The sequence below is a fragment of the Pseudomonas sp. FSL W5-0203 genome (assembly GCF_001896155.1).
GTDB classification, from domain to species: Bacteria; Pseudomonadota; Gammaproteobacteria; order Pseudomonadales; family Pseudomonadaceae; genus Aquipseudomonas; species Aquipseudomonas paracarnis.
The window spans coordinates 411,405-436,683 of record NZ_MPOR01000001.1 but is presented as its reverse complement, the minus strand read 5'-3'; the positions used below and the strand labels follow the sequence as shown (position 1 = coordinate 436,683).

General features: G+C 54.2%; 26 protein-coding genes and 1 pseudogene. 22 read left to right on the top strand and 5 right to left on the bottom strand.

Going from position 1 to position 25,279, the window contains the following annotated elements; translation table 11 throughout:
* Positions 1-5: 5 nt before the first annotated feature.
* The 7 genes from BOP96_RS02160 to BOP96_RS02130 all read left to right on the top strand — a co-directional run bounded on the left by BOP96_RS02160 (position 6) and on the right by BOP96_RS02130 (position 10,397).
* Entirely contained in the window at positions 6-1,319 is a 1,314-nt protein-coding gene (locus tag BOP96_RS02160; protein WP_060766620.1) for a site-specific integrase, read from the top strand.
* Positions 1,312-3,048, top strand: a complete 1,737-nt coding sequence (locus BOP96_RS02155; protein ID WP_060766619.1) for a hypothetical protein — start codon at positions 1,312-1,314, stop codon at positions 3,046-3,048. The genes BOP96_RS02160 and BOP96_RS02155 overlap by 8 nt, the downstream gene beginning before the upstream one ends.
* On the top strand, positions 3,045-5,066 hold the full coding sequence (locus BOP96_RS30375) for a hypothetical protein (protein ID WP_230957525.1): 2,022 nt from the start codon (positions 3,045-3,047) through the stop codon (positions 5,064-5,066). Before BOP96_RS02155 ends, BOP96_RS30375 begins: the two co-directional genes overlap by 4 nt.
* Positions 5,056-5,502, top strand: coding sequence for a hypothetical protein (locus tag BOP96_RS02145; protein ID WP_060765380.1), 447 nt, complete (start codon positions 5,056-5,058; stop codon positions 5,500-5,502). The genes BOP96_RS30375 and BOP96_RS02145 overlap by 11 nt, the downstream gene beginning before the upstream one ends.
* 260 nt (positions 5,503-5,762) lie before the next feature.
* Positions 5,763-7,322, top strand: a complete 1,560-nt coding sequence (locus tag BOP96_RS02140) for a carbamoyltransferase C-terminal domain-containing protein (RefSeq protein WP_196492182.1) — start codon at positions 5,763-5,765, stop codon at positions 7,320-7,322.
* A gap of 102 nt (positions 7,323-7,424) precedes the next feature.
* The gene (locus BOP96_RS02135) at positions 7,425-8,258 is read left to right on the top strand and encodes a glycosyltransferase family 32 protein (RefSeq protein ID WP_060765378.1); all 834 of its coding nucleotides are present in this window, start codon (positions 7,425-7,427) and stop codon (positions 8,256-8,258) included.
* Between the two features lie 24 nt (positions 8,259-8,282).
* Complete coding sequence (locus BOP96_RS02130; protein ID WP_060765377.1) at positions 8,283-10,397, top strand: family 16 glycosylhydrolase; 2,115 nt, start codon at positions 8,283-8,285, stop codon at positions 10,395-10,397.
* A gap of 503 nt (positions 10,398-10,900) precedes the next feature.
* Here the strand turns inward: BOP96_RS02130 and BOP96_RS02125 are convergent.
* Positions 10,901-11,209, bottom strand: coding sequence for a hypothetical protein (locus BOP96_RS02125; RefSeq protein ID WP_060765376.1), 309 nt, complete (start codon positions 11,207-11,209; stop codon positions 10,901-10,903).
* Between the two features lie 260 nt (positions 11,210-11,469).
* On the opposite strand from BOP96_RS02125, the gene BOP96_RS02120 reads away from it, so the two are divergent.
* On the top strand, positions 11,470-13,872 hold the full coding sequence (locus tag BOP96_RS02120; protein ID WP_060765375.1) for an AAA family ATPase: 2,403 nt from the start codon (positions 11,470-11,472) through the stop codon (positions 13,870-13,872).
* Positions 13,869-15,800, top strand: a complete 1,932-nt coding sequence (locus tag BOP96_RS02115; RefSeq protein ID WP_060765374.1) for a UvrD-helicase domain-containing protein — start codon at positions 13,869-13,871, stop codon at positions 15,798-15,800. The genes BOP96_RS02120 and BOP96_RS02115 overlap by 4 nt, the downstream gene beginning before the upstream one ends.
* 231 nt (positions 15,801-16,031) lie before the next feature.
* Here BOP96_RS02115 and BOP96_RS02110 read toward each other — a convergent pair whose 3' ends face one another.
* Positions 16,032-16,622 carry a hypothetical protein gene (locus tag BOP96_RS02110; RefSeq protein WP_096143128.1) on the bottom strand — a complete coding sequence of 197 codons (591 nt, stop codon included), beginning with the start codon at positions 16,620-16,622 and terminating at the stop codon, positions 16,032-16,034.
* A gap of 393 nt (positions 16,623-17,015) precedes the next feature.
* Here BOP96_RS02110 and BOP96_RS02105 point away from each other — a divergent pair.
* The 13 genes and pseudogenes from BOP96_RS02105 to BOP96_RS02050 all read left to right on the top strand — a co-directional run.
* Positions 17,016-17,984, top strand: a pseudogene (locus BOP96_RS02105) (DUF4113 domain-containing protein); the annotation flags it as partial.
* A 26-nt stretch (positions 17,985-18,010) separates the two neighbouring features.
* On the top strand, positions 18,011-18,652 hold the full coding sequence (locus tag BOP96_RS02100) for an SOS response-associated peptidase (protein ID WP_060765371.1): 642 nt from the start codon (positions 18,011-18,013) through the stop codon (positions 18,650-18,652).
* 52 nt (positions 18,653-18,704) lie between these two features.
* Complete coding sequence (locus BOP96_RS02095) at positions 18,705-18,902, top strand: hypothetical protein (protein ID WP_060765370.1); 198 nt, start codon at positions 18,705-18,707, stop codon at positions 18,900-18,902.
* 308 nt (positions 18,903-19,210) lie between these two features.
* On the top strand, positions 19,211-19,465 hold the full coding sequence (locus BOP96_RS02090) for an AbrB/MazE/SpoVT family DNA-binding domain-containing protein (RefSeq protein ID WP_060765369.1): 255 nt from the start codon (positions 19,211-19,213) through the stop codon (positions 19,463-19,465).
* The gene (locus tag BOP96_RS02085) at positions 19,462-19,809 is read left to right on the top strand and encodes a type II toxin-antitoxin system ChpB family toxin (RefSeq protein WP_060765368.1); all 348 of its coding nucleotides are present in this window, start codon (positions 19,462-19,464) and stop codon (positions 19,807-19,809) included. The genes BOP96_RS02090 and BOP96_RS02085 overlap by 4 nt, the downstream gene beginning before the upstream one ends.
* Positions 19,810-19,912: 103 nt before the next feature.
* Positions 19,913-20,134, top strand: a complete 222-nt coding sequence (locus tag BOP96_RS02080; RefSeq protein ID WP_060765367.1) for a hypothetical protein — start codon at positions 19,913-19,915, stop codon at positions 20,132-20,134.
* A gap of 15 nt (positions 20,135-20,149) precedes the next feature.
* Positions 20,150-20,563, top strand: a complete 414-nt coding sequence (locus BOP96_RS02075; RefSeq protein ID WP_060765366.1) for a hypothetical protein — start codon at positions 20,150-20,152, stop codon at positions 20,561-20,563.
* Positions 20,564-20,676: 113 nt separating this feature from the next.
* Positions 20,677-20,865 carry a hypothetical protein gene (locus BOP96_RS02070; RefSeq protein ID WP_060765365.1) on the top strand — a complete coding sequence of 63 codons (189 nt, stop codon included), beginning with the start codon at positions 20,677-20,679 and terminating at the stop codon, positions 20,863-20,865.
* Positions 20,866-20,878: 13 nt separating this feature from the next.
* Positions 20,879-21,019: a hypothetical protein gene (locus BOP96_RS30005; RefSeq protein ID WP_155717078.1), complete on the top strand. Its 141-nt coding sequence runs from the start codon at positions 20,879-20,881 to the stop codon at positions 21,017-21,019.
* Positions 21,020-21,045: 26 nt separating this feature from the next.
* Positions 21,046-21,573: a hypothetical protein gene (locus BOP96_RS02065; RefSeq protein WP_060765364.1), complete on the top strand. Its 528-nt coding sequence runs from the start codon at positions 21,046-21,048 to the stop codon at positions 21,571-21,573.
* 58 nt (positions 21,574-21,631) lie between these two features.
* The gene (locus BOP96_RS02060) at positions 21,632-22,147 is read left to right on the top strand and encodes a hypothetical protein (RefSeq protein ID WP_060765363.1); all 516 of its coding nucleotides are present in this window, start codon (positions 21,632-21,634) and stop codon (positions 22,145-22,147) included.
* Between the two features lie 13 nt (positions 22,148-22,160).
* On the top strand, positions 22,161-22,412 hold the full coding sequence (locus BOP96_RS02055; RefSeq protein WP_057710720.1) for a hypothetical protein: 252 nt from the start codon (positions 22,161-22,163) through the stop codon (positions 22,410-22,412).
* A gap of 337 nt (positions 22,413-22,749) precedes the next feature.
* Positions 22,750-22,950: a hypothetical protein gene (locus tag BOP96_RS02050; protein WP_060765362.1), complete on the top strand. Its 201-nt coding sequence runs from the start codon at positions 22,750-22,752 to the stop codon at positions 22,948-22,950.
* Here the strand turns inward: BOP96_RS02050 and BOP96_RS02045 are convergent.
* The 3 genes from BOP96_RS02045 to BOP96_RS02035 all read right to left on the bottom strand — a co-directional run bounded on the left by BOP96_RS02045 (position 22,947) and on the right by BOP96_RS02035 (position 25,270).
* Positions 22,947-23,906 carry a tyrosine-type recombinase/integrase gene (locus tag BOP96_RS02045; protein WP_060765361.1) on the bottom strand — a complete coding sequence of 320 codons (960 nt, stop codon included), beginning with the start codon at positions 23,904-23,906 and terminating at the stop codon, positions 22,947-22,949. The genes BOP96_RS02050 and BOP96_RS02045 overlap by 4 nt on opposite strands.
* Positions 23,903-24,454: a GNAT family N-acetyltransferase gene (locus BOP96_RS02040; RefSeq protein ID WP_060765360.1), complete on the bottom strand. Its 552-nt coding sequence runs from the start codon at positions 24,452-24,454 to the stop codon at positions 23,903-23,905. Before BOP96_RS02040 ends, BOP96_RS02045 begins: the two co-directional genes overlap by 4 nt.
* 207 nt (positions 24,455-24,661) lie before the next feature.
* A complete protein-coding gene (locus BOP96_RS02035) occupies positions 24,662-25,270 on the bottom strand; it encodes a DsbA family protein (protein WP_233477465.1) in 609 nt (202 codons plus the stop codon).
* Positions 25,271-25,279: the final 9 nt, after the last annotated feature.

Here is a 25,279-nt window from a genome sequence, read left to right as displayed (position 1 = left end):
GACGCTTGCTCTTACAGAGATTCCACTTGCCTACCGTCGAACACATTCACTTCAGTCCGCATGACCTTTCTGTCAAAGACCGCCTGATTACCTACTCGCTGAATAGCTCCCGTGTAGTGATCGAAGGTCTACCACAAATATTCTGGGAAGACGGCTTGCCTTGGAGAGAAGCCAATCTCTGGGCTATGGAGAGAGTCACCAATGGTGAGGCACTCCTTAAGACCGTTTCTAGCAACCTGAATGGGCTGTTGAACTACGCGAAGTTTTTGGAGAGTCGCGGGCTTCAGTGGTTTGAGTTTCCGTCTCGAAAGGCTGATCGATGTCTTGTTCAGTACCGTGGGGCGCTTATCAAGGCTCGCGATGCTGGTCATATCAGTCCCGCTACGGCCTCCGAATACATGCGTAATTGCATCAGTTTCTACAGGTGGGTTAGGAGGCGTGGCCTTCTAAGCCCGTTATTGCCGCTGTGGAAAGACAAGCGCTATTTCATCAAATACTTTGACCAGGTCGGCTTCGAGCGGACGCTAGCTGGCACCACCACCGATCTTGGTATTCCAAACCGAAAACGCATTGGGGTCACTTTGGAAGGTGGGCTATTTCCAGTCTCTGCGGTTGATCGAGACACCATTCTTGATTTCGCAAAACAGAGCGCCTCACCCGAGCTTTACCTGATGTTGGCTTTAGGTTTCTTCACGGGTATGCGACTGGGAACGATCTGTGACCTTCGTATCGATACGTTGGAGCGTGCCCTACATGATCCGTCTGCTAAAGGTCTGCTTCTGCTATCCGTAGGGCCAGGTGCGTCCCCGCCCGTGCATACCAAATTTGGAGTAACTGGCCAGGTATGGATTCCCGAAGCTTTGTGTTCAGAAGTCTTGGAGTACGCCAAGGGTCTTCGCAGGTTGACTCGCGAGGCACTTGCTGCTGGCGAGCATCAAGACTTGGTGTTCTTGACACGTTTCGGAAACCCTTTTGGACGTCGCAACAGTGATCAATCTTCGGCCATAAACGTTGAGATGTCATCGCTTAGAAAATTAGGCATCGCGTCGGGCATCAAAACGCTCAGGAAGTTTCGCTTCCACCAATCCCGATGCACCTTTGGAACTGAGTTAGCTAGGCTCGCTTTAGCAAATTGCACTGATGTGGCGATAGTGATTGCTACTGTCAGCAATGCATTGCTTCACGGTCGAAATTCGGAGGCTACCACCTTCAAATACATCAAATTTGTGCAAGCCGCACCTGCTAAGCAGGCCATTGCGAACAGCTTCATGACTGCGTTTACAGGGATTTCTTCAATGCAGGGAGCAAGCGATGAATAATCTGACGTTTTCAGACCTGACGTTTCCAATGCTTGAGTACGCGAAAAATCAGACGCCCTGGGATATGGCACCACTTTTATACAACGGTGGTGCTAAGGCAAAAGTGAAGACTGTACGCAGTGAAATCACATCAGGTGCTTTGGGTGATCCCTTGCTGGAGCGGGTAGAACTTGTGAAAGGGCTCCATGATTGTTTGACCGATGATCTTGCCGGCGGAGGAAGCCGCTTTTCGGCGAATAACAAGATCGGTGCGTTGAGGAAGTTTTTTCAGTGGGTGGATCAACGCGGGCGTCCGTTGAGTGTTGATTCGGTCGCGGAAGCATACCTGGGGTGGGCTGAGCATCTTCTACAGCGTCACCGCGTGGAAGAATATCTAACCGCCGGATCGTTATACGACACGGCAAGTTTAACCGCGACAATGCTCGACCGAGTTCTGGGTCGAAGCTCGACGCTTCTCTACAGCACCCGAATTCGCAAACCAAGAGGCAACGGAAGGGCAGGTAATGGGAGTACTGGTAAGCAAAGCTTAGAAGATAGCTTTTTATTCGGTCAATTCATTGCCGACCTCTGTATGGCCCTTACCTATGAAGTCGTGACGGGGCCACTTCCCATCCAAGTAGAATTGCGGTCGGGTTCCACGCTACCTATCTGGTGCCGCCTGCGCGATACAGAGAAGGATGCGTCACGAGGGATTCGACCTCGAACCAAATTCCAGATTGCGGACATCCTACGAAACCGCGAACTTCGGAACTCTGACGTTTCAATCGAGACTCGATACCCGGCAGTGAACCTACGAATTGAAGCCGAACTGCTTATGTTCATAGCACAAACTGGCATGAATTTGTCACAGGCGCATCAGCTTCGAATCGACCAATACCATTACACGAGTCATCTTGACGGTTACCAAGTCAGGTCTTACAAAAAGCGCCGCCAGGGTGAAGTGCTGTTTGAAGTGTTCTCAAGCTACAAGCAGTGGTTCGAACGCTACATCGAGTGGCGAAACACGTGGTTTCCAGACGATCTAGAGGGACTTCTTTTCCCTCTCGTCCGTCTTGGGGGACGTCTCGTTCTAGAAGCTCCCCAGTTCACAGCTATCACGCGCCTCTGCACATATTCCGGTATTCAATTCGTTCGGCCTCGTAAGCTCCGGGGTGCGCGTATCAACTGGCTGTTACGTGAGTCGCAACGCCCCGAACTTGTGGCAGAAATCGCACAGCACACCGCTGAAACTTTGATTCGTGTTTACGCCGAGCCCAATCCGCAAATTGCTATGATTGAAATCAGTCGATTTCACCGGCAAACAGATCCCGTCGTTTGCTCGCCTGCTCCAGGTACTTGTGTGGCGCCGGTTCCAGAATCGGTCGTGGATGCTCCAACTAATGCTCCTGATCCCGATTGTATTAATGCAGCGGGTTGCCTTTTCTGCGTCAATCATCGGGATATTGAAAGCGAGGATCACGTCTGGTCTCTAAGTAGTTTGCGAATGCTCAAGAGCTTGGAGCTAGTTAGGTATCGTCCGGCGTGCACGGACAGATCTGAAGAGGCTGATCATCCAGCGATGCTTGCGGTCGAGCGTCTGAGTGCGAAGCTACGGTTCTTTCATGAAAGTAGCGAGGTGCGTCGGCTATGGGTTGAAGAGGCACTGGCTCGCATAGCTGAGGAGGACTATCACCCAGCTTGGGACGGATTTATTCGACTTGCGGAAGTTACAGCGGGGCTTTCCCTATGAATATGCTCTCGACATTAGGGCTTTCTATCGAGTCGCCTCTCGCCGTTCCTGGGGCATCGAATTACCGTCCAGAGAGCTGGCCTCCGCCGCCTGATTGGCCAGTCGTAATTGATGCGCTGGGTAACGTCGTAAGCCGCTGGGGCGATCCAATTTGGAGGCTTGATCCATGGGCCAAGAAGGCAGTGACCCTGAATTTTGGTGATGGACCAGCTAAAAAATCAGCGGCGCCAATCAGCTCAACGAACGCAAATTTGCTTCGAGTCATCACAGGCTGGTGGCTATACGGGCCGTACGGCGCTCGTGGCTACAGATCTCTTAAAACGCGTTTCGATCAGATGCGACGGCTGTTTGTTCTTTGCGAAGAGGCAGGAATCCTTGCCAGCGAACTAAGCCATTTTCCAAGCGTATGCCAACGGATACCTGCCTTTCTTTCTAGCTCAAGAAAAACCGAGTTTCTTTCGTTAATGCATGAGCTTTACGCGTCCAGAGATTCCGTAGGGTTTACGCTGCTGGATCCAGGCTCTCTAACCCGCCTGGCTGCGCTTTTTCCAACTCACCATACAACTCAAACACCTTACATTCCTCCACGCATTTGGCGCTATCAAGTGACTAGGCTGCGAGAGTGCCTTGATAACTTCCTATCCCATCGAGAACAGGTTGAAGCTTGTTACCGGTTCTGCTTCGCGGCTTACGAACATAACCAGAGGGTTTCGGAGAGAACGGCGTGCGTAAATGCCCCGCCTTTTTGCGGCTATAACATGCAGTTGTCAGGCACTAAAACGGGGCTTCGTTTTCTCGGCGCGTTTGCGGATACCGCGAAACGCTTCGGCATCTTTGAGCTACTTGAACGTTGGGTAGGGCGCAGTGGTGACTTGCAAGTAAGAGCGCTGACTAGCTATCTGAAACTGGTCAACGGCGTGGGATTGGCTTACATCCTTAACTTCAGTCTCATGCGGGTCGAGGAAGCATGGAATCTTCGAGCCGGGTGCCTTGACATCGAGCACGACAAGAGCTTCGGTGACATTTTTTTGTTACGTGGGCAGACGACAAAAACGCTCTCTGATAGGGACGCCATTTGGGTCACATCCCCATCTGTGGCGGTCGCCGTGAAGGCGATGGAGGTTATTTCTCTGTTTCGCTCACTACACGCACCTCACGAAGCCGAGAGAGTTCTCGCCGGGCGTTACTTGACCGATTTTTCTTACGAGCCCTGGAGTTCGTTGCGCAATAAAGGTAATCACTCACTGAGGCCGAGCATCCAGTCATATTCCGACTTTTTGGGGCGGTACGGGAAGCTCTTCGACTTAGAACGTTTGCGTATCACGACTGAGGATTTGAAATTAGCCCGGCTAGCTACCCCTTCATTGCCGGAGGAGTATCAAGCGGGCGCTGTGTGGCCGTTGGCTTGGCATCAGCTGCGTAGAACTGGGGCAGTGAACATGCAAGCTTCCGGGCTCGTAAGTGATGCTTCGCTTCAGTACCAGCTCAAGCACGTCACACGAGCGATGAGCCTTTACTACGGACAAAATCACTCGCGGATGCGTCTAGAGGAAAAGGCTCACACTCTGTACGTTCGCACAATGTACGAGACGCTTGGGAGAGAGTTACAGCAGCTTACGAGTGAGCGTTTTATCAGTCCCCATGGAGACAAACGAAAGGCTGAGATTGTTCGGCTGATTTCGCCAGAGGATGCGAAGAAGATGATTGGTTTGGCAAAGAAAGGCGCAGTCGCCTGTCGCCCGATCATTCTTGGCGTTTGTGCGAGTCGAGAGCCTTGTCCGTACGGCGGAATTGACAACATTGCCCATTGCGGCGGCGGTGATTCAGTGGATGCAAAACCTTGCCCTGATGTGCTGTATGACTCAGAAAGATTGGGTACGTTGGATGATCTTGAACATGTACTCAAAGAACGGCTTGCTACTGCTCAGGATGGGAGTCCGCTAATGGAATCGTTAATGGCTCAACAGCGAAGCGTAGAAAGCTTTCGTCGTGTCGTAAGGAGCGCAGATGGACGTTAAACTCCCTGCTCGCCGCAGCGCGGCGGATCAATATCGTGATGCTTTTGAGCGCCTGAAACTCAATAGGCCACAGCTTCTACCTAAGGGGACACCGGTCACTCAGAACAACGTGGCCAAAGAGGCCGGGAGCGACCCGTCGGCGCTTAAGAAATCACGTTTCCCGAGTCTCATCGCAGAGATAAAGACCTACGTGGAACAACATGCGGAGGAGCGACCTCCTTCGTTGAACAAGGTAAATCTTCTCGCTCGGCAGAAAAGCCGCGCCCTGCGTGATCGGATTGAGCAAGTTGTCCGGCAGCGCGATCAACTCGCAAGCTTATTGAGCGAAGCAGATGCAAAAATCGTTGAGCTGTATGACCGTATCGCTGAGCTTGAGCGGCAGTTGCCTGCGTCAAATATAATTTCGTTGGATCCGCGCGGGTCGAGAAAGCTTTGAGATAACAGCGCTTAGGGGGGTGTACCTCAAGCTTGACTAGTGACCACATCGCGATGTTAGGAGAGTTGGCATAACTAAAATTGTGGTACGGTCCTACGCTGCTGCATAAAGGGTGCATGGAGCGCTCACCTCAACAGAGAGGGAGCGCCATCATGCAAGTAGGTGTTTATGGATGACGGGATTGCCACCGCGTGAAAATTCTCTCGTATAACCCGGGCCATGATGGCGCCATTGTACTGCTTCAAGATGGACATTTGATAATGTCTATCGAAGCGGAAAAAAATTCGAACTATCGGTATTCATCACTTGCTATTCCGGATGTTTTGGATGCGATCGGTGAGCTAGAAGACATCCCTGATGTCATTTGTGCCGGGGGGTGGTGGCCTCGTGATCATGATGAGTATCTATATGGCTCCAAAACGAATGTCGGATATCGTGGTGTATCCGATAACGATGTCATCGTAAGCCAAAGACGTTTCCTAAAACGAGATGTGAAGTACTTTTCATCCTCACACGAGCGCGCACACTTACTTTGCGCCTTTGGCATGTCTGCTTTCCCAAAAGGAACTCCTTGCTATGCCTTAGTGTGGGAGGGCGGCATCGGTGCTTTTTACGAGATTGATTCAGAACTGAACATCACACTGGTTGCCGACGTTCTAGGTCAGCCGGGTAATCGATACGGTCTGCTCTATGGCCTAGCCGATCCGACCTTTCCAAAAAATGGAGCGTATCCCCGGAACTCAGATGCGGGGAAACTCATGGCGCTGGCATCATATTCGAATCGGAGCACGCCTTCCGTTGAAGAGAAGAAGTTGCTTAATTTTCTATTAAGTGGCCCGTACCAAGCACTCGACTCTTACGAGGGCATTGAAAGCGCGCCTCACTTCAATGTCGGCCTGGAAGACCATGAGTTTAGAAACTTTGCAGGAATTTATAGCGATGCGATATTCGATATCTTCTATCGGTTCGCGAAAAAACATTTGAAAAAGAAGCTTCCACTAGTTATTTCCGGTGGATGCGGGTTGAATTGCGACTGGAACACGAAATGGAAGGAGACTGATCTTTTTTCGGAGATATTCGTGCCTCCGGTCGCCAACGATTCTGGCTCCGCCATAGGCACGGCCGTCGATGCGCAGTTCCGCTTTACTGGTAATCCTAAGATCGAATGGGATGTCTATGCTGGGTTGGCGTTTGGTACGCTCGGCGCATTCAATGCTGATAGATATGACATCCGAAATGTCGATTCCGCTGCAATCGCCGATATGCTGGCGAGCGACCTCATCCTCGGATGGGTAAGCGGCCGATACGAGATCGGCCCACGCGCACTTGGCAACAGGTCCATCTTGGCTGCCCCGTTCCGAGATAGCACTCGAATCCGACTGAACGAGATCAAGCAGCGCGAACAGTTCCGTCCGATTGCACCTGTATGCCTCCAGGATGATGCTGAGAGATGGTTCGGATGCACACACGAAAGTCCGCACATGCTTTTCACTCATCGTGCAACGACGAAAGCTCTAGCAGCCGTCACGCATGTGAACGGGACGGCCCGTATCCAGACCGTCACCTCTAAAACCAACAAAAGACTTTATGACTTGCTTGTTGCGTTTAAAAATCGCACTGGGTACGGAGTGTTGTGTAACACGTCCCTAAATTTCAACGGGAAAGGCTTCATCAACAACATTGCTGATCTCGATGCCTACTGCGTTGAGCACGGATTGGACGGGTTCGTGGTTGAAGGGCGGGCATATCTGCTAAAGGTTTCCCAGCGATATCAAGCATACAAGGCGGTCGCGGACTCTTCAGTTTTGACGACCCGCTAACTGGGCGAAGACTAGCGGTAGTTGCGCCACGCGTCACGCCGGAAGGGGCATCAGTCGGACGCTCCAATCCGATGTATGCCCCTTACTGAGTAAGCGAACATTATGGATTCATACCCACTGGGATTCGAGGAGGACGATCGTCTGCGATCCGCCTTTATCCGAAACCTCACGCTGCATCAGCTGAACCGCTCGGCAACTTCGAATGTTACCGGATCGAACCTGGCTTCGAGTATTCCGAAGACACTCGTACAGTACTGGCACGATCCGCATGATGTGCCGGAAGACGTTCAAGCCTGTATTAACAGTTGGAAGAGGCTAAGCGCGGAGGGTTTTGCATTCCGGATGTTTAACGACGTATCCGCTGCCGAGTACATTACTGAGTGGTATGGAAAGTCGGAGCAAGAGGCATTCGCCCGATGTCGCCATCCGGCAATGCGCTGCGACTATTTGCGGATGTGCGTCTTGGTTGCAGAAGGTGGACTTTATGTCGATGCAGATGACGTACTGCTTGGAGACAACTGGAGAGACCTTTTCCATGACAGCGCGCTTAAGGTCCAGCCGCTTTGCTACGACATCCCATCTAGCAGCATGGTGCCAGCGTCAGAGATCTGGCGAAGTGATCTGCCGACAGACGAACGCATCTTTTATGTCAACAACGATCCAATAGCTGCGCCAGCCCATCACCCCGTACTGAAGCGAGCGCTGTCTCGCTCGACCGAGAAGCTTTTAGGCAAAGCTCGTTTCCCAGAGATCCAAGAGACGACTGGTCCCGGAAATATCACCGCTTCTTTAGCCGCGCACGCACGTGATCTGATTATTAGGGGGGCACCTCTCGACTTCGAATTGTTAAATGACTGGGAGTCAATTGCGCAAACACGTTGGGACCTTTCCTACCGTAACGACGCCCGCAACTGGCGCAACATGGACTCCCATTGAGGCTATCTGGAGTAGGAAGTTTCGATGAATCTTAGGGACGCCTCGGGCATATTGCGTGGGATAGCATTTCGGTTGCTACGTGCCATTGCTAGCATTTTTCCGGGTGGGAAAATCTCGGCTTTTGGTACGGGCGAAGGACTGATCAACTCGATTTTAATCATCAACCTTGACCGGCAACCGCGGAGATGGCGGCGTGTAGTCCGAGAACTCAGGCGGTTCCGCACGGCCGACGATGTTTCCCTTGCCTCTATAGCTCGACGATTCGCGGCAGTGGATGCTCGCGACGGCCGCGCCGTCGCCGCAACTGCCGATGTCGACTCGACATACCGCATTGGTGACCAACTATACGTCCAGCCGGATGCAAGGCTTGAGGAGTGCTTTCCCATCAACGAGCCGATAAAAATGACGCGGCAGGAAATTGCTGTAGCGAGGTCGCACGTGGAGGTTTGGAAGACCATCGCATGCGGGGCAGACAATTATGTGCTGGTGCTCGAGGACGACGTTTGGTTCACAACAGGTGCAGCGGCAGCAATCTCCTGTGGCTGGCGTGCCGCCATTCAACACTGTTGGGCAGAAGGAGGTCCGCGTTTGTTGTATCTGTCCTATGAAGATGCCGGGGGAACAGCAGAACGTGTTGACCTCTGCGATGCTCTTTTCCGACCGGTGCGGGGACTTTGGTTTCTCTCCGGCTACATCTTGTCGCGTGAGGGTGCGGCAGCGCTGCTACGGGCAATGCCCGTTATTGGCCCTGTGGACATGTGGTTAAACTATCGCTTTGGTGAGCTCGGTGCACTCGCCCTCTCCTCGCCTGTGATATTACAGCGACAGGACAGCGGCTCGGACAATTCCTATTCCGTGCTTCCTTACCTAGCGCGAGCGGGGATTGTTGATGCAGGCTCGGGCCCTATGGCACCCGAACGGGCGGGGGCGTTGTCGGTGTTGGCCTGGACCACCCGCGGTGAGCATGAACCGCTCGCAATGGCTTTGTCGATGTTGGGGTTGCGAGTGCGGGTGTTCGATGGTGATGAAGACGCAATTCGACCGCAAGACTTGTTGGAGCTTTTCGAGATGTTCGACGCTCTCGTTGACGCTCCACTAACGCCGGAGGCCATGGAAGCCATGACCGCAAGGACTGACGTAAGATTTCTTATGGAAGCGAAGGCAGTGTTTCGGTGCGAGACACGGCAGGGGGCTCTACCGCCTTCGCGCACCGCGATTCTGTCGTATGACGAGTCAGAGAGTGGATTGTGGGAACCGATCTGCAGTCTTCTCAGACTCACCGAGCCCGTGCAGTCTTTCCCGGTTGGAACACCACGGAGCCTGAGAATGTTTCGAGTCGGTAGAGAGGACGGCGCGCACCGGATTGCCCCGTCGCATCCCCAGCAGATTTCTTTGCTAGATGAGTCACCTTGGGTCCTCTCGGCAAAATATGGGTGGCAGCCGAAAGTACCCTCGAATCGCCCCATAACACCTGTAGAGGAGCTGCTCGTTTTCTCCGAAATGACTACAGCGACCTCGTCTTTTTCCGCGCTCATCGAGACTTTTCCGGGGAATTTGGTCTCGTTTTCGCAGGATGCTCTCGTTCATGATAAGGACGGTGCCCATCTCATCGTCAGCAAGGTTGCCAATGGAACCAGGCAGTACCGTTCGGGAGCCTTCGCGTCAAAACGACTGTTCGGATACGGTCGCTTTGAGGCTGAGATAAAAGCCGCCAGCGGATCTGGCCTCATCACTGGTTTTTTCCTTCACCGAGATGCACCGAGGCAAGAGATTGATGTAGAACTGGCAGGAGATGATCCTCGAAGCATGCTGGTAAACGTCTACTTCAACCCAGGTGACGATGACGCAACAATGAACTTCGGCTATAGGGGTTCGCCTTGCCGTATCGACCTCGGCTTCGATGCTACTTCGGACTTCCATGTCTACACGGTTGACTGGCGACCGGACCGTATCACATGGTCAGTGGACGGCCATGTCGTGCATGAGCGTGTAGGCTGGGACCCCACTCCAATTCCACATCTTCCAATGCGACTCCACGCAAACCTCTGGGCTCCTCGGTCCGAAGAGCTCGCAGGACGACTCGATCCCCATCTCTTGCCAGCGATAGCGCGTTTCAAAAATGTCTCGGTGTGGGCGTGACTCAAATCGTAGTTACACGGTGGCGTGTGCAAAGTGAGGTTAAAACCCTCTAGCTGGAATTAGTCGCACCAGGTCCACCCAAGCCCCCCATACCCAAGGATGGATTCTGACCTAGGAGTTGCTGTGTATGCGTGCGTAATTGCATTCCACTTGACCACCCGTTTGCAATGCCACTGACCAGTCAATTGCATTCGACCTGACCAGGCGGATGCGTTGGACTTGACCAGCACGCTAGGAGTCTTTCACCGGCAGAAGTTGGCCGATTGTGTTGAAAAAGTCGGCTTCGGTTTCCACTGTAGAAAAGTTCGCACCCGAGATTGAAATCTGTGTTTTTGGCAGAAGGTTCACGACTCGGATTTCACGTAGCAGCACGCAAAACAGGTGTTTTATCTATCTGTATCCGAGCGCTTTGGACAAACCGACTTTTTCAACACAATCGGCCAAAAGCGGACAGTTACGCAAAGTTAGCAACCCTTCCTTGAAGCGTGATGGCGTCTACGAAACTAGGGGCGATTCACACCCTTATCCTCAATCATCTCAAAGTAGGTGCCGCAGGGGCTGATTTTGGTTACAGCTCCAGACAGCAATGTTCCGTCTGGTAGAATAATTTGCGCATGACTGATAGCAGGCGATTTCAGCAAATCCACACCTAAGTTAGCCACCTGGACGCTCGTTTTTTTGGCTAGTTCTCGACAGATCAAAATCGGCTGGGCCGAGTACTTCGCCTGACGGCCGAGACCAGGGGCAATACCATAGGTCAGCGTAAGGTCGACCTCGCAAGATATTTCTGTTGGTAACTCGTTGCTTTTCATCATTGTCTCCTACTTCTTCTTGATTGGCATGGCCTCAAAATCGCCGCTGCTACGATACGTGAAGTGATGTATGTATGGGTAAGGTCGTCGTTATTTCGACGTTGATGTGCTGACTGGAGGTTTAGCATGGCGTGCGCTATATAAGTTTCCTCTCGGCATCCGAACATAGATGCTGTTAGATTCACGAACGCTCAAAGGAAAGCAGCCGGCCTGTGTGCTCAGCACCAAGTTGTCCCGGCCACACTTAGGAAGAGGTGATCATGAAGCTACAGGCATATCGGCTGCAGAACTATCGCCGACTGCGCGACGTCGTCATTGAGCTTGACGATGAGATTTCCATCTTCGTTGGCGCCAACAACAGCGGCAAGACGTCTGCCGTACAAGGCCTGTACTCGATGCTCCGTGGCGAAGCGAAGAAGTTCGAACTCTTCGACTTCAGCGCGGCGTTGTGGGCCGAGATCGACGCCATCGGCAGGACGCCTCCAGGCGATGAGGACGCGCCCAAGCAGTTGCCGTCCATTCTTTTGGATCTCTGGTTCCGGGTCGGTGAAGACGACCTCGCCACTGCAATGTCGCTTCTTCCGAGCACGGAGTGGGACGGTAAGTGCGTCGGGATCCGGGTGGCGTTCGAGCCTCAGGACGCCCATGCACTCGTCCGGAAGTTCCACGAACTGCATGAAAAGGCCAACAACGCTGCGAACGCACTGGTGGCCAGACGCAGTGTAGGCGCGGAGGCAGGTGCGGAAAATGCGGCGGCGGTGGTAGCGGATCCCGGCGAGTACAAGCCCTGGCCGGAAAGTCTGACGAAGTACCTCACAAAGGAACTGAGCAAAGAATATACGTTCCGCTACTACGTGCTCGATGAGCGCGCATTTGTCGGCTATCAGCCAAAGGAAGTTGATTATGCGCCGCTGCCCCTAGGCAAGGAACCGGGTGGCGCGGCGATTCTCAAGTCTCTGGTGAGGGTGGACTTCCTGCGCGCGCAGCGGCACCTCGATGACCCGGATGCTGGCAGCTCCGACCGCGCCGAGAGCTTGTCGCGGCGTCTGAGCCGTTTCTATCACCGCAATCTGGAGAAACGTGGCGACGACCATGCAGCGCTCAAAGCGCTCGATACCTCGGAGAAAGAACTGAACTTCCACCTGAAGGAAGTCTTCAGCGACACTCTCAAGCGCCTCGCCAAACTCGGCTATCCAGGCGTCAACAACCCCGAGATCGTGATTCGGGCGGCCTTGGATCCGACCACCGTCCTGGGGCAGGATTCCAAGGTTCACTACGTGGTTCCTGGTGCGATCACCGCGCAACTGCCCGACAGCTACAATGGCCTGGGGTTCAAGAACTTAGTCTATATGGTGGTTGAACTCCTCGACCTGCACGAGCAGTGGAAAGCCGAGGAAGACAAGCGAGCGCCACTGCATCTGGTCTTCATCGAGGAGCCTGAGGCGCATCTGCACGCTCAGATCCAGCAGGTCTTCATCAGGAATGTTTTGCGCCTCCTTGAGGATGCCAACGATCACGCAACGTTTTTCCACACGCAGCTCGTTGTCACCACGCACTCCCCGCACATTCTCTATGAGCGCGGATTCTCTCCCATCAGGTACTTTCGCCGTGTTAGCGACCAGTTGGACCATAACACCGAGGTAAGGAATCTTTCGCTCTTCAAGACGGGCGCGGCCGACGCTCCAGCGCGCGAATTCTTGCAGCGGTATCTGAAACTGACACACTGCGATCTCTTCTTTTCCGATGCTGTCATCCTGGTGGAGGGCAATGTCGAGCGCCTGCTCTTGCCAGCCATGATCGAGACGGCGGCCAAGCGCCTGCGTTCCTCCGCCCTAACCATCCTTGAAGTCGGTGGCGCGTTCGCGCATCGGTTCCAGGAATTGATTGCCTTCGTTGGACTTACTACGCTGGTCATCACGGATCTGGACAGCGTAGCGGTCAAGACGGATGCCGAGAATGCCGCCGAGCAAGACACAGGAGCCGGTGCCGTCGACGGAGATAACGAGGAAGACGACCTGAAGCCCTTCGAGCTCGAAGACGACGACGAAGCAGCACCGGGCGGAAAGAAGAAGTCCAAGAAGCGTGGCAGCACCTGCCATGCTCACGTGGAGGGTGCGTTCACGTCCAACCAAACCCTTATCAGTTGGATCCCTAAGAAGCGGTTGGTTGCCGAACTCTGGGAAGTCACGGCGGAGCAAAAAACGCTGTCGCTTGCCGAGGGGACCAGCGCTGAGGTTCGGGTGGCCTATCAAACCAAGGTTTTGGTGACGGTGGGCGCCACGACCTCGCAGCTCTGCGGCCGCACGCTTGAGGAGGCCTTCGGTCTTGAGAACTCCGACTGGTGTCAGGCTGAGGCTAACCGGGCGGTCGGACTCAAGCTGAAGCGCGCACCAAACAGCCCTGAAGAACTGGCTGAGAAGTTGCACGAAAGGGTGATCGGCAAGAACTTCGACAAGACTCGCTTTGCGCTGGAGGTCCTCGCAAGCGGGCCGCTCAACTGCTGGAAAGTCCCCACGTACATCGCCGAGGGCTTAGCCTGGCTCGAAACCAAAGTGGCCCACGAGATTGAGGCGGACGCGGCTATTGCCAACGAGGTCGCGACAATTGAGCCGACTGCAGCCGGTGTTGTCGCCGTTATTGCAGGCGCGGGGCAGACGACATGAGCAGACGAATTGATAGCCCAGACACCGGCGCCGACCGCGAGATCCACGCGTGTATTACCGAGACCCCCCCGCAGCCGTTCGTGGTCCGCGCCGGCGCAGGTTCCGGCAAGACCACCTCCCTTATCAAGGCGCTGGACTGGGTGATCTCAGAGCACGGCGCCAGCATGCGGGCGAAGAAGCAGAAGGTCGCCTGCATCACATATACGGACCTCGCCGCCAAAGAAATCTTGGCGGATGTCAACGACGACCCGCTGGTTCATGTCTCGACCATCCACAGCTTCTACTGGTCTATTACCAAGACGTTTCAGGCGGACATTAAGGTTTGGCTACAGAACGACATCCGCAGGCGGATCACCGAACTGGAAGAAGAATTCAAGAACTACAGCTCGCGTGTCCGGCAGACTACACGCGACAGGAACAAGGCTGACCAAGAGCGTTATGCCCGAAGCCTGGAGGCTATTGCTGGCGTCAAGACTTTCAACTACGGCGTGGGCAGTGACTACGCGAAGGGCGTCCTCGGCCACGAGGACATCCTTCAGCTCGCCGATTTCCTGCTGCAAAATCGCCCGCTGTTCCGACGGGTCGTAGCGCTGAACTTCCCGTTTGTGTTCATTGACGAGAGTCAGGACACGTTCCTGAGCGTAGTGAAGTCCTTCAAGGAAGTGGAAGCCCAGATGCGGCGCAAGTTCTGTCTCGGTTTTTTTGGCGACCCGATGCAAGCGATTTTCATGAGAGGGGCGGGGGACATCCCGCTTGAGGACCATTGGCGGGCCATCACGAAACCAGAGAATTTTCGCTGTGCCAAGCAGATCCTTGACGTTGCCAACGCCGTGCGTGCGCAGGGCGACGGCATGGAGCAAGTCCGCGGGCTGCACGAAAGGGTTGATGGAGAACTCAAGCCGGTGGAGGGCTCGGCCCGGATGTTCATCCTGCCGAACACGCTGAACCGAATTGAGGCCCTGGCGAGAGTCCGGGCGTGGAGTGCGGCGACGAACAACGACGAGGGTTGGACGACCCCAGACATCGCGCTCAAGATTCTTGTCATCGTGCACCGCATGGCCGCAAACCGGCTCGGCTTCGGTGGCATCTACTCGGCGCTGAACGATAAGACATCGGAGGGCATGAAGCAGGGGATGCAGGATGGCACCGGCTGGCCCGTTCGACCGTTCCTAAGTTTTGCGCTACCGATCGTTGCCGCCGTGAAGGCCGGCAACGAGTTCGCGGCGATGAACCTGCTCCGGAAGTTCAGCCCGCGTCTGGCGCCAGGGGCTCTTACCGGCCGACGTGCCGCGGCTGTATTGCGAGAACTGCACGCTGCTATGTCTAGACTTGTCGCCATGCTGGACGAGGCAGGGACCACCATTGGTGACATAGCACTCCATCTCTGTGACACGGGTCTTTTCGAGTTCGACGATCGCTATGCGCGTGTTCTCGGATTTGTCAGGGATGTTGCAGACGCTGCCCAGGAGCCCGAGGCTGCTGATGCAGTTCCGGCCGAAGGACTATCCTCAGATGCGGCAATGGCCAAGTTCTTCAAGTGCTCTGCACAAGAGCTTTGGCCCTATGAGCGCTATGTCTCAGAAGGGTCTCCCTATGCTACACAGCACGGTGTGAAGGGAGCGCAGTTCGAACGCGTCATGGTGGTGATGGACGAGGAAGAAAGCGACTACCGAACGTACAACTACGAACGTGTCTTCGCGAGCGCTGAGGCCCGTGCTGCAGATCGTGCACGAGCACTAGGCGGTGATGAAAACACTTGGAGCCGAACGCTGCGACTGCTTTACGTCTGCTGCACTCGCGCCCAGCGGGGGCTGGTACTAACGTTCTTTGTCGCCGATCCGACGACCACCTTGGAAAATGTCGTGGCGAGCGGGATCTTGCCGCGAAGCGCAGTCTTTACACAGGAAGTTCTAGCTGGATGGCCATAGACAAATGATTGCCTGACCTACTTGAAGCAAGAGCCGAGCGGTAGGCTCCCGCCGTGGCAAGTGGTAGCTGCCGGGTGGTAACTCTGCGGGTGTGATCGACAGCAATTGGCCGTTTTCTGCCCGTCGTGAGAGTCAGAAAACGACCCAAAGCTGCCCGTCACGGATTACAGCAATCGGTTTGGAGCAGACATTAAGGCTAGGAAAAATAACCCTACACTCCATTTTCTAGGATCAAAGCAACTGGAGCGAAACGACAGTGCGCTCAATGTGTGAATGAGTTTCTAAAAGCTCTGCTGCTGACTTTAAAACGCCGCATGCTAGTCCGACCACCGCAACACGATTCCATAGCGCTGGCGGCACAGGTTGATCATTGAAATCAGCATCATCCCGAGCCACTTCGTCTGAATAGGCGAAGTATTCGCCGATGGTCTGAGAGGCAATTAGCTCCTCCACTGGCCCCAATCCACCCGGTAACCCTATGCCATATTGCAGCCTGGTAGGCTCATGGGTCTCGATGTCGAAGCCAGCGAAGACTGGGCCACCAAGCTTAATTCCCCCAGCCTGAGGAAGCGCAACAGCTGCATCGAAAATTTGCCCCTGGACCACTACCCAGGAATGATCAAACCGGTAGCCATCACAGAAGACTTCACCAATCATGATTTCCGAATCAATCCCATGCTCTTTGAGCAGGATGCTTAGCATCGCGGAGCTTGAATGGCAGGCCCCACCCCAGCCGGTTCCATAGATGTGTTCCAGTACGCAGCGAAACACACATTCCAGCGCTATTGTTGGGTCTACAGTCTTCGGGGAAAAGTGATCCATGATGTCCTTATGTATAAACCTGATCGGCCTGGAATGGCTCGCACGATAAATGGGGGCTCCTTCGCGCTTCTGCAAGGCTGTTGACAATACATTTGTGGGGCTGCCATGGCCGATTTCTGCCGGTCAAGGCTAACCAGTGTGCTGGTCAAGTAAATGCAAACAACCGGTCAAGTCCATGCGATTACGCATATGCGCAAGTGCTTAGGGACGTCAGCTGAAAAAAGGTCAAACGCGATGCAGCTAATAGAGGGTTGGATCAATGCAATGACGTATGGGCACCCCCTAGATTTTTCGCGGGAAAATGGAGGTGAAGTATGGACATCAGAGATCAGAGTCAACAGCAGACCATGACTGCTCTGTGGCTATGTCCATAGTTCACAATCTTTCCTTTACATCGACGAGATTTTTTGTGACCTGACCGGCATGCCCGGCGACCTCACAACTTTTGGGCGGCAAATACGAGCCAAGGTCCTGAAGTACACGGGTATTCCAGTTGGCGTGGGCATTGCCCACACGAAAACCCTGGCAAAACTCGCCAACCACACGGCCAAACGCCTGCAGGCGCAAACTGGTGGCGTGGTGGATCTGTGCGATCCCTTCAAACGCGATTGGGCTCTGCGTAACACCGCAGTGGAGGAAGTATGGGGTATTGGCCGCCGCATGACGGCGCACATGCATGCCTTGGGCATCCACTCTGCAATGGACCTGGCTAAGGCCGACCCGGCCCTGCTCGGGCGCAAATTCAGCGTCGTTCTAGAAAAAACCGTGCGCGAACTCGCCGGCACCTCGTGCTTAGCCCTGGAAGAAGCTGCACCGGCAAAGCAGGAGATCTGCTGCAGCAGAATGTTTGGCATACGGCTGGAAACAATTGAGCCAATCAAGGAAGCGGTTGCTACCTATGCGCAACGGGCTTCGGAAAAACTTAGAGCCCAGCATTCACTGTGCAAAAAGATCCGCGTCAGCATTCGCACCGGCATGTTTAACCCCGAAGAGGCTCGTTACGCTAACGGTGTATTGGTGGAGCTTCCCTATCCCACCAATGACGTGCGTTTAATCACTAAGGCGGCAACACAGGCGGTGGAACGCCTGTTCCGCCCAGGGTTCCGATACAGCAAGGCTGAGATTTTGTTGATGGATCTTCGCCAACCAGGTGAATTCACTGACGACCTGTTCGCGCACACGCAACCAGCTGCAGCGGACAAGGTGATGAGCGTACTCGATGAAATCAACAGCCGATGGGGCCGTGGAACGCTGCGCGCTGCAGCGGTGCCTGCTGCACCGGCCTGGGCAATGCGTCGTGAGTTGATGAGCCCGAACTACACCACCAGGCTTGATCAGCTCTGGACGGTAAATGCCAATTGAGGCGTCAGGATTGAGGGAGTTTCAAAATGTGCAGTCATTACGAAGCACCGGCGCCGCAGCGGGTAGTTGAAACCTTCGGCGTTGAACCTTATGAACAGGGCAAGCTGAATCTGTGGCCAGGCTACACCGGTCCATTCATCCGCGGCGTGGAACACGTCGACCTCGAGGCAGAGTCGCCGGTGCCGAATGAAGTACTGGCAGGCTCGTTCGGGCTGATCCCGTCCTGGAGCAAAGACACCAAAATCGTACGGCACACCTACAATTGCCGATCAGAGACTGCGAGTGTGAAACCATCTTATCGCACCGCCTGGCGTCAGGCCCGCCACTGTATTATTCCAGCAGTGGCCATCTATGAGCCTGACTGGCGAACGGGCAAACCGATTCCCACGCGTATAGTCCGGTCGGATGGGGAATTGATGGGAATTGCCGGTCTGTGGGAAAAATGGCATGAACCGGGTACCGATAGGATCCTGCATAGTTTCACGATGCTCACGATCAACGCGGATGACCATTCCTTCATGCGCAACTACCATAAACCCGAAGATGAGAAACGAATGGTGGTTATCCTTCCCAAGGGACTTTATGGCGATTGGTTGAAAGCCTCGGCTAGCGATAGTATGGAGTTCATGCGTCAGTATCCGGCTGATCGCATGGTCGTAGCGATGTGATACGGCGCTGCAGATGATGCATAGTCCGCCAGATGAAAACGAGAGTGACTGTATGAACCGAGACGAAATGCTTCAACAGATACAGGAGCGGTTTGAACTGCATCTGCAAATCACCCCCTTTTCTGTGAAACTTTTGCCAGCAGAGCCGGAGCCCGAAACGAAACCTCGCAATAAGGAATCGAGCCAGCTTGATCAGGCGTCTGCCCAAGACCTGGCTGATATTGAAAACGCACTTGAGGCCAAGGGCTAATTTGAACTTGGTCCGCAACCATCCGTGTCTGGACGTAGGCCGGAGCCACTCGCACCACCGGCATGCGTGATTCCAGGCTGGCCTTTCTGGTGATCGCTGGCGTGCCAAATCCCAATGGTGCGTTAAAAGCCGGGTGTATCTACGCGCAAATATCACCAAGAGCAGCCGGCCGCTCAATCTTATTTGACGGCCAATCAAGCCGCTATACGAAGAGCTTAGGAGCTGAAAATGTAGATACAATGTATCTACGAAGCTCTGGCGTTTTTTACGGGGCGTATATACAATGTTTCTACATTGTGAGGTGATTTATGGAAGTGAAAATTCAGCTGTGGGGAAATAGTGCAGCGATTCGCCTGCCTGCAGCGGTACTTAAGCAAATGAGTCTGGCCAACGGCGACGTGCTGATGCTTGATGCATCGGAAGACGTAATGACGCTCAAGCCTGCTAAAGCCAAGCTGCATTATCGGCTAACCGATCTGATGGCCAGGTGTGATTTGAATGCGCCGGAGCCCGCAGAACTGGCCGAGTGGAACGCCATGCAGCCAGTAGGGCGTGAAGCTTGAAGCGGGCCAAATTCAACCGGGCGGATATTGTGCGCTTGAACCTGAATCCAACCGCTGGCCGCGAGCAGCAGGGTGATTATCGTCCGGCGCTGATCCTTACACCTGCGGTTTATAACGCATCTGGCCTCGCGGTCATTGCGCCGATCACGCAGGGCGGCGATTTTGCCCGGTACGCCGGTTTCGCGGTGCCGTTGAGCGGATCAGGCAGCGAAACGCAGGGGGTTGTTCTGTGTAACCAAATTCGCACCGTTGATCTTGAGGCCCGTGGAGCCAAGCGCATTGAGTCGGCTTCAGAGGTGGTGATTGACGATGTGCTGGCCCGCGTCCAAGCGCTCTTTGAATAACCAAGGAAATCCCGCAGTACACTCAGTAAAGGTATGCCGGGTTGGCCGGCACACCGCAAGGCCAGGATGCTCCTCGGCTTTCATATCAATTAAGGACGACGATATGTCCAGCGCTGCAATGAAGTACGTGCCAAATAATGCGAAACCTTTGATCGTAATTGCTGCTGTAATCGCGCTCGCGGTCATTGTTTATATCGTCCAGCGTGACGAGGCTCAACAACTTGCGGAGCGTGATGCTCGATGCCAGCAAGAGCAGGCCAATCCTTCTGTCACCTTTCAGAAGTCCGCAGATTGCATCATCTGGCGAAAGCCGGGTAACTATTAAAGGATGGGCTCCGATATGAACGATAAAACGACCCCCGAAGAACGTCGTCACACAGAACTGCTAAAGGCCATTGACTCGGTCAAGGCTCCTTTGTCAGTAATGGCACTAATAGGTCTTCTCGATGAACTGTATTCGAAAGAAGAACGAAAAGTGTTGTATTCTGAGTATGAAGCGCTATGCAAAGCAAGCCATGCTGGTTATGAGGCCCTTATGGCCGCAGGCGCGACGGTGGAGCCTGGCATAGGCTGGGACGCGCGCGTTAAGAAATACGGCGAAGCTGCTGCAACTGAACATATGCGCCCCCATATGGAAGCGCTCGAAGCAAAAAAAGCAGTCGACCAAAAACTGACAGACTTCCAAGTGAAGCATCCACAAATCAAGCGTCTATTTTGGCTAAAAAAAGAAATCGGGAAAGGCGCTTACGAATAAATAGGCGCCCGTGCGAAGAGCAGACTAGATGGCGAGTGAGGACTTCAGCGCCGGGCATAGGCCCGGAGCCTTGCGTGAAGTTGGCATTACCGGTCCGATTGAAGGGAAAGCTTATGAATCGGGAAATTGATGACCTGCTGCAGCGGGCCTTGAACAGTTCAGCCAAAGCTAGCTCGCTGATTCGCAAGCTGGCAACTACCTCGCCGCACGCTTCCCTGGAGGTACTGGAAAAACATGTGGTCGCGTTGCAGGCCGTCCGTAATGAGTTAGCCGACCTAACCGGCTATAGCGCTCTGGAATAGGTAGGAACATCAAATGACTGTTCAATCCAAAGGAGCATTGCTAGTCCTCATTTTTGCGGTACTGATAACTTGGATGATCTCAGGTATGTTCAGTGGCATCGAAAAATTGAAAGCTGCTCCGCCTGCAGTCAAGCAGCAGGCGCTCAAGCCCTAAGGTGAATAGTTCGAGGAAAAGCCTCTATGAGTGCGCTGAGCAACTACAATCGGCAGATCCATTTGATGCGTCAGATTCACGAAGCCAGTTACTACATAAGCAAAGCAGAAGAGCTTGGTCACCCTCATCTCTGGAATTCATACTTCGCGATCCTAGACTTCTTGGGATACTTCAAAAGTGCACTCAATTCGTATGCGAAATGCTTTGTGGAGGTAGGGAAGGGGCGAAGCAAGCTCGAAGCGTCCTCAATTTTTAAATCGGAGCCAGCGTACCTGGAACAACACAAAAAAATTATGGATTTGCGCCACACCTACGTAGCGCACAATGACGAAAACGAGTTTGAATCGGTGACAGTTCATGAAGAGGACGCGCCAGGAGAGCTTATGCTTCACCTGCAATACAAAATTTCTTTTCCTTTTGATCGCCTGTATGAACTTCGTAAGTTGATCCGGATAGTAGAGCTTCATATTGTTGACCGTCAAAAGGGACACCTAGCTGCGATTGGGCGCGAGGTTGGGAAACCAGTGCGAGTTTTAGAAGGAAATGAGTTGTGAAGAGCGATCTCTAAATAGAGCGCCCACCTGCAAGTCGAAATGAATAGGAAATGACGTGATGAAAGTGAAAACGCAAATACCTGTTTTCAAAACACCACGCGATATCGCGCTTAAGCTGTTTCGCGAAGCTGGACGGGTGTGGAACGCGCCAGATTTGCAGTCCATGGGTGACCACCTCTTCAATTTTTGTGTGACTAACTCGTCGCTTCGAGATTGGTTACTGAAATCAAAGGGGATAACGGGAGACCACGTCTTTTTCGAATCTTGGCGCGCAAAAGCGAGCGGTTTGTTTGGCGAGTGCGCAGACATAGCCAATGCTTCCAAGCACCTTGTTGTGAAAAAGACTGAGGTTACAGCCGTTACGGAGAACCTGGTGGGTCTCGGTCCGAATGGAGTGATTGCAGGTTCAGAGCAGACCAGGGAGACCTTCAACATTGTGTTGAGCAGTGGCATTACGATTGATTTGCTTCTTTTCATTCACAAAATTTGTATGGAGTGGGAAGGAGAGTTTCGTTCTGATCCAGACCAGAATCCGCTGCCGCCCCACGGCAGTTTTCTACTTACTCAGGCCTAAGAAAAAATCCCCCATGACGCAGCTGATCGAGGCGCTACGCGCAACTGCCACCAAGTGGCGAGCAGGCAACAAAGAACACCCTGATGGTGTTGTGCTGGTTTGGGAAGGTGAGGTCTACGGCTGGAAAAACGAACTGCGTGATCCGGCAAGCGAACGCCCAGGTTCATACGCTGTAGACATGACCGGCTTGGTCTTCAAGGCCGAAGGCGGCGACGACTACAACGGTGCGAAAGCGTGGATAGCGGTTGACCCTGACGCGCACTAGGAAAGCTTAAGCAAGCTCAATGATTCGCAAGCTGACAACAATCTGGCCGCACGCTTTCTCAGAAGCACTGGAAGAGTGCATATAGCTGCGTTGCAGGCCATTCTAGATGAACTGATCAACCGTGCCGGTTGTAGCGCGCTGGAATAGGTAGGAAAATCTCACCATGGAATATCACAACCAGTAGGAGAACTATATATGAATGGGCTTCTTGAGAATGGAGTGATTCCGCTGTGTATAGGACTACTCCTGTTGAGCGGTGCTTTGTGGGTCTTTCAAGTCGCCATGGGCTAAGTACTGCACCAGCGTCGACGTAACAAACGTTAGCGGAGATAAGCACGTGCTCAACGCCCCTCAAATCAAACAGCAGCTGCAGGTGATGGGTGACCTCATCCAGGACATGGCCAACGTGCTGGAGGATGGTGCCGATGATGCGCCCTTGGCCTTCTTCGAAGCCTGTGAGGATCTGCAGCTGCAAGTCACTCAGTTGATGCACGCGACGTTCCTGGCTGTGCAGCAAAAGCCAGAGCCTAAGCTTTAGTACTTCACTTTGTACGTCGGTGAATCCTCCGGCCGCTGACCACGTCGGTCATACAATCGGGTGGTGCTGATATTGGCGTGCCCCAGCCACACCTGGACCTTGGCGATATCGGCGTCATGCTCCAGTGCATTGGTTGCGGCCGTGGCACGCAGACCATGCACACCCAGCCCGTCGACTTGGATGCCTGCAGCCTTAGCCCACTGCGCAACCACCTTATAGATGCCATCGGCGCAGATCCCGGTACCGGTGGTGCGACCGCGGATCGAGCGAAACAGGGGGCCATTGCCCGGTTCGCGGGTGATGTCCCGTTCCAGATACGCATGAATGCGCTCGGCCGCGACCGGGTGCAATGGTAAATAGCGAGTCTTACCGCCTTTCCCTCTTACCTGCAGGTGCTTGATACCGCGACGGTCCTGCAGGTCGCCGGTCATCAGCTTAGCCGCTTCCTCGCGGCGTAGGCCGTGGTACAGCAGCACGGCCAAAATAGCGCGGTCACGCATGCCCTTGAGCGTCCAGCCATCCGGCGCGGACAATAGCAATTTAGCCTGGTCATCCCCGAGTGCCGGCGTCTTGCCTTCGTTGGTTTCAATCCGTGGCCGTTTCACGCCGTGCACGGGATTGCCGCCGGCGACTGCATTGTTCTCCAGGAGGTGATCGAACAGGCTGGCCAGCGCGGCCAGTTTGCGCCGGATAGTGGCCCCGGCCAGGCCCCGGGTTTCCAACTGGGCGCGCCAGGCCAGCACGTGCGCGCGGGTGACCGCGCGGAATTCCTCGGCACCGGTGAGCCCGACAAAGCCGCAGAAGTCTTCCAGGTCATTTTGATAGGCGCGGCGGGTGCGCGGGTTGTCGATATTGGCGAACCATTCCACCGCTGCCGGCACTTCAGCCAGTTGCTGAAACTCGACGACGCTCAATCGGCGTTCGCTGGGGTTGGCGTGGTGGATCAGCGAGTTCATAGGTCTTTCCAGGTTTCGAAGCGCGCCTGAATCTGGGGCCATTCCGGTGACGCTTTCAGCTCCCGTATCAAGCGTTCATGCTCGGGCTCCGGCACCAGGTGCTGCCAGCGTTGTTGTTCCAACTCCATTTGATCTACGCCGCGCAGCTCGTCCTTTATCACGGCGCCGGCCGCTGCAAACCGTCGGCGCACCCGGTACCAGAATCCATCGGATGAGGTGTATTGATACAGCGGAACAATCGGCACCTGGTGTGTGCGCCACAGGTGCCACAGCACACCCAGGCCGAGACCCTGCCGCTGATGTGTAGGGTTGATTTCCAGCATGTTGATGTACAGCCGATCGCCGAGGGGGTTGATGCCGTAATCGACATGGCCAACGCACTGGCCATCGACCTCAATATCGTCCAGGTAGTCGGTACCGGGAAACACAAAGTTGCCCCGAGGGGATTCTTGCCGGCGATTGACCAGGTGCACGCGTGCAGCTGTGTCATTCAGGGTTTTTACCGCACGTCTTCGAAAAAAGTCGCGCAGCGGCTCAAAAATCGACATACGGGCACCCCTGTTGAAAAGTCTTGATAACGTATTTTATCACGACTTATCGGACCATCGAGCGGCGCGGCATAAACCTGTCAAAAGGTGACTGACAGCGATCATTTGGTCGCGAAAGAGGTGGAAGTTTTGACATCGTGGAAAAGGCCCGCACGTGCGGGCCGTCGAGTATCGAGAGGGAGCGAGGCTCGACTGATGCAGTGTAGTTCAGCGCGGCGTCATCGATTCAGAGCGCCGCTGCTCATTTTTTTGAGCTAGCCAATCAATGGCTGATAACAACAACACCCCGTCAGCTGGTCCCTCAAGCTTTACGGAGCTGCCCGTCGTGTTGTTTGTAATTATGACAGTAGGAGTGGCCGTAACCCCGGCTTTGACGGCCTCCTCGGCCTGCTGGCCGACACGCTGGGCGATCACTTTGTCGGTGGCTGCACAGGACAACAGGGCCTGGTTAGTAACACCAACAACTTTCAGATGCCCATCGAAACCCTCACCGTTGCTACGGGTCCGGTCAAAGATCTGGTCAATGGCTTGCCAGAAGGCAGGTGCGCCACCAAGCGCCCCCGCACATTCAGCGAGCTTGGCTTCGTGTACTGCGGTGGGACCGTGCACATCCAGTGGCAGATGATGCCACTGCAGGTTTACATCCTTCTGCTGCTGTATCCAGGTTTTCAACGCAGGTGTGTACGTCTTGCAGTAGGGGCACTCCAGATCCGCGAACTCAGTCACAGTCCAGCGTGCTTTGGAAGGACCAAACAACCACGGGCCTGTGTTGTGCGGGGATGGTATCTCACTTCGAGTGAGGGCTAAGCAGGCCATCGATGTGCC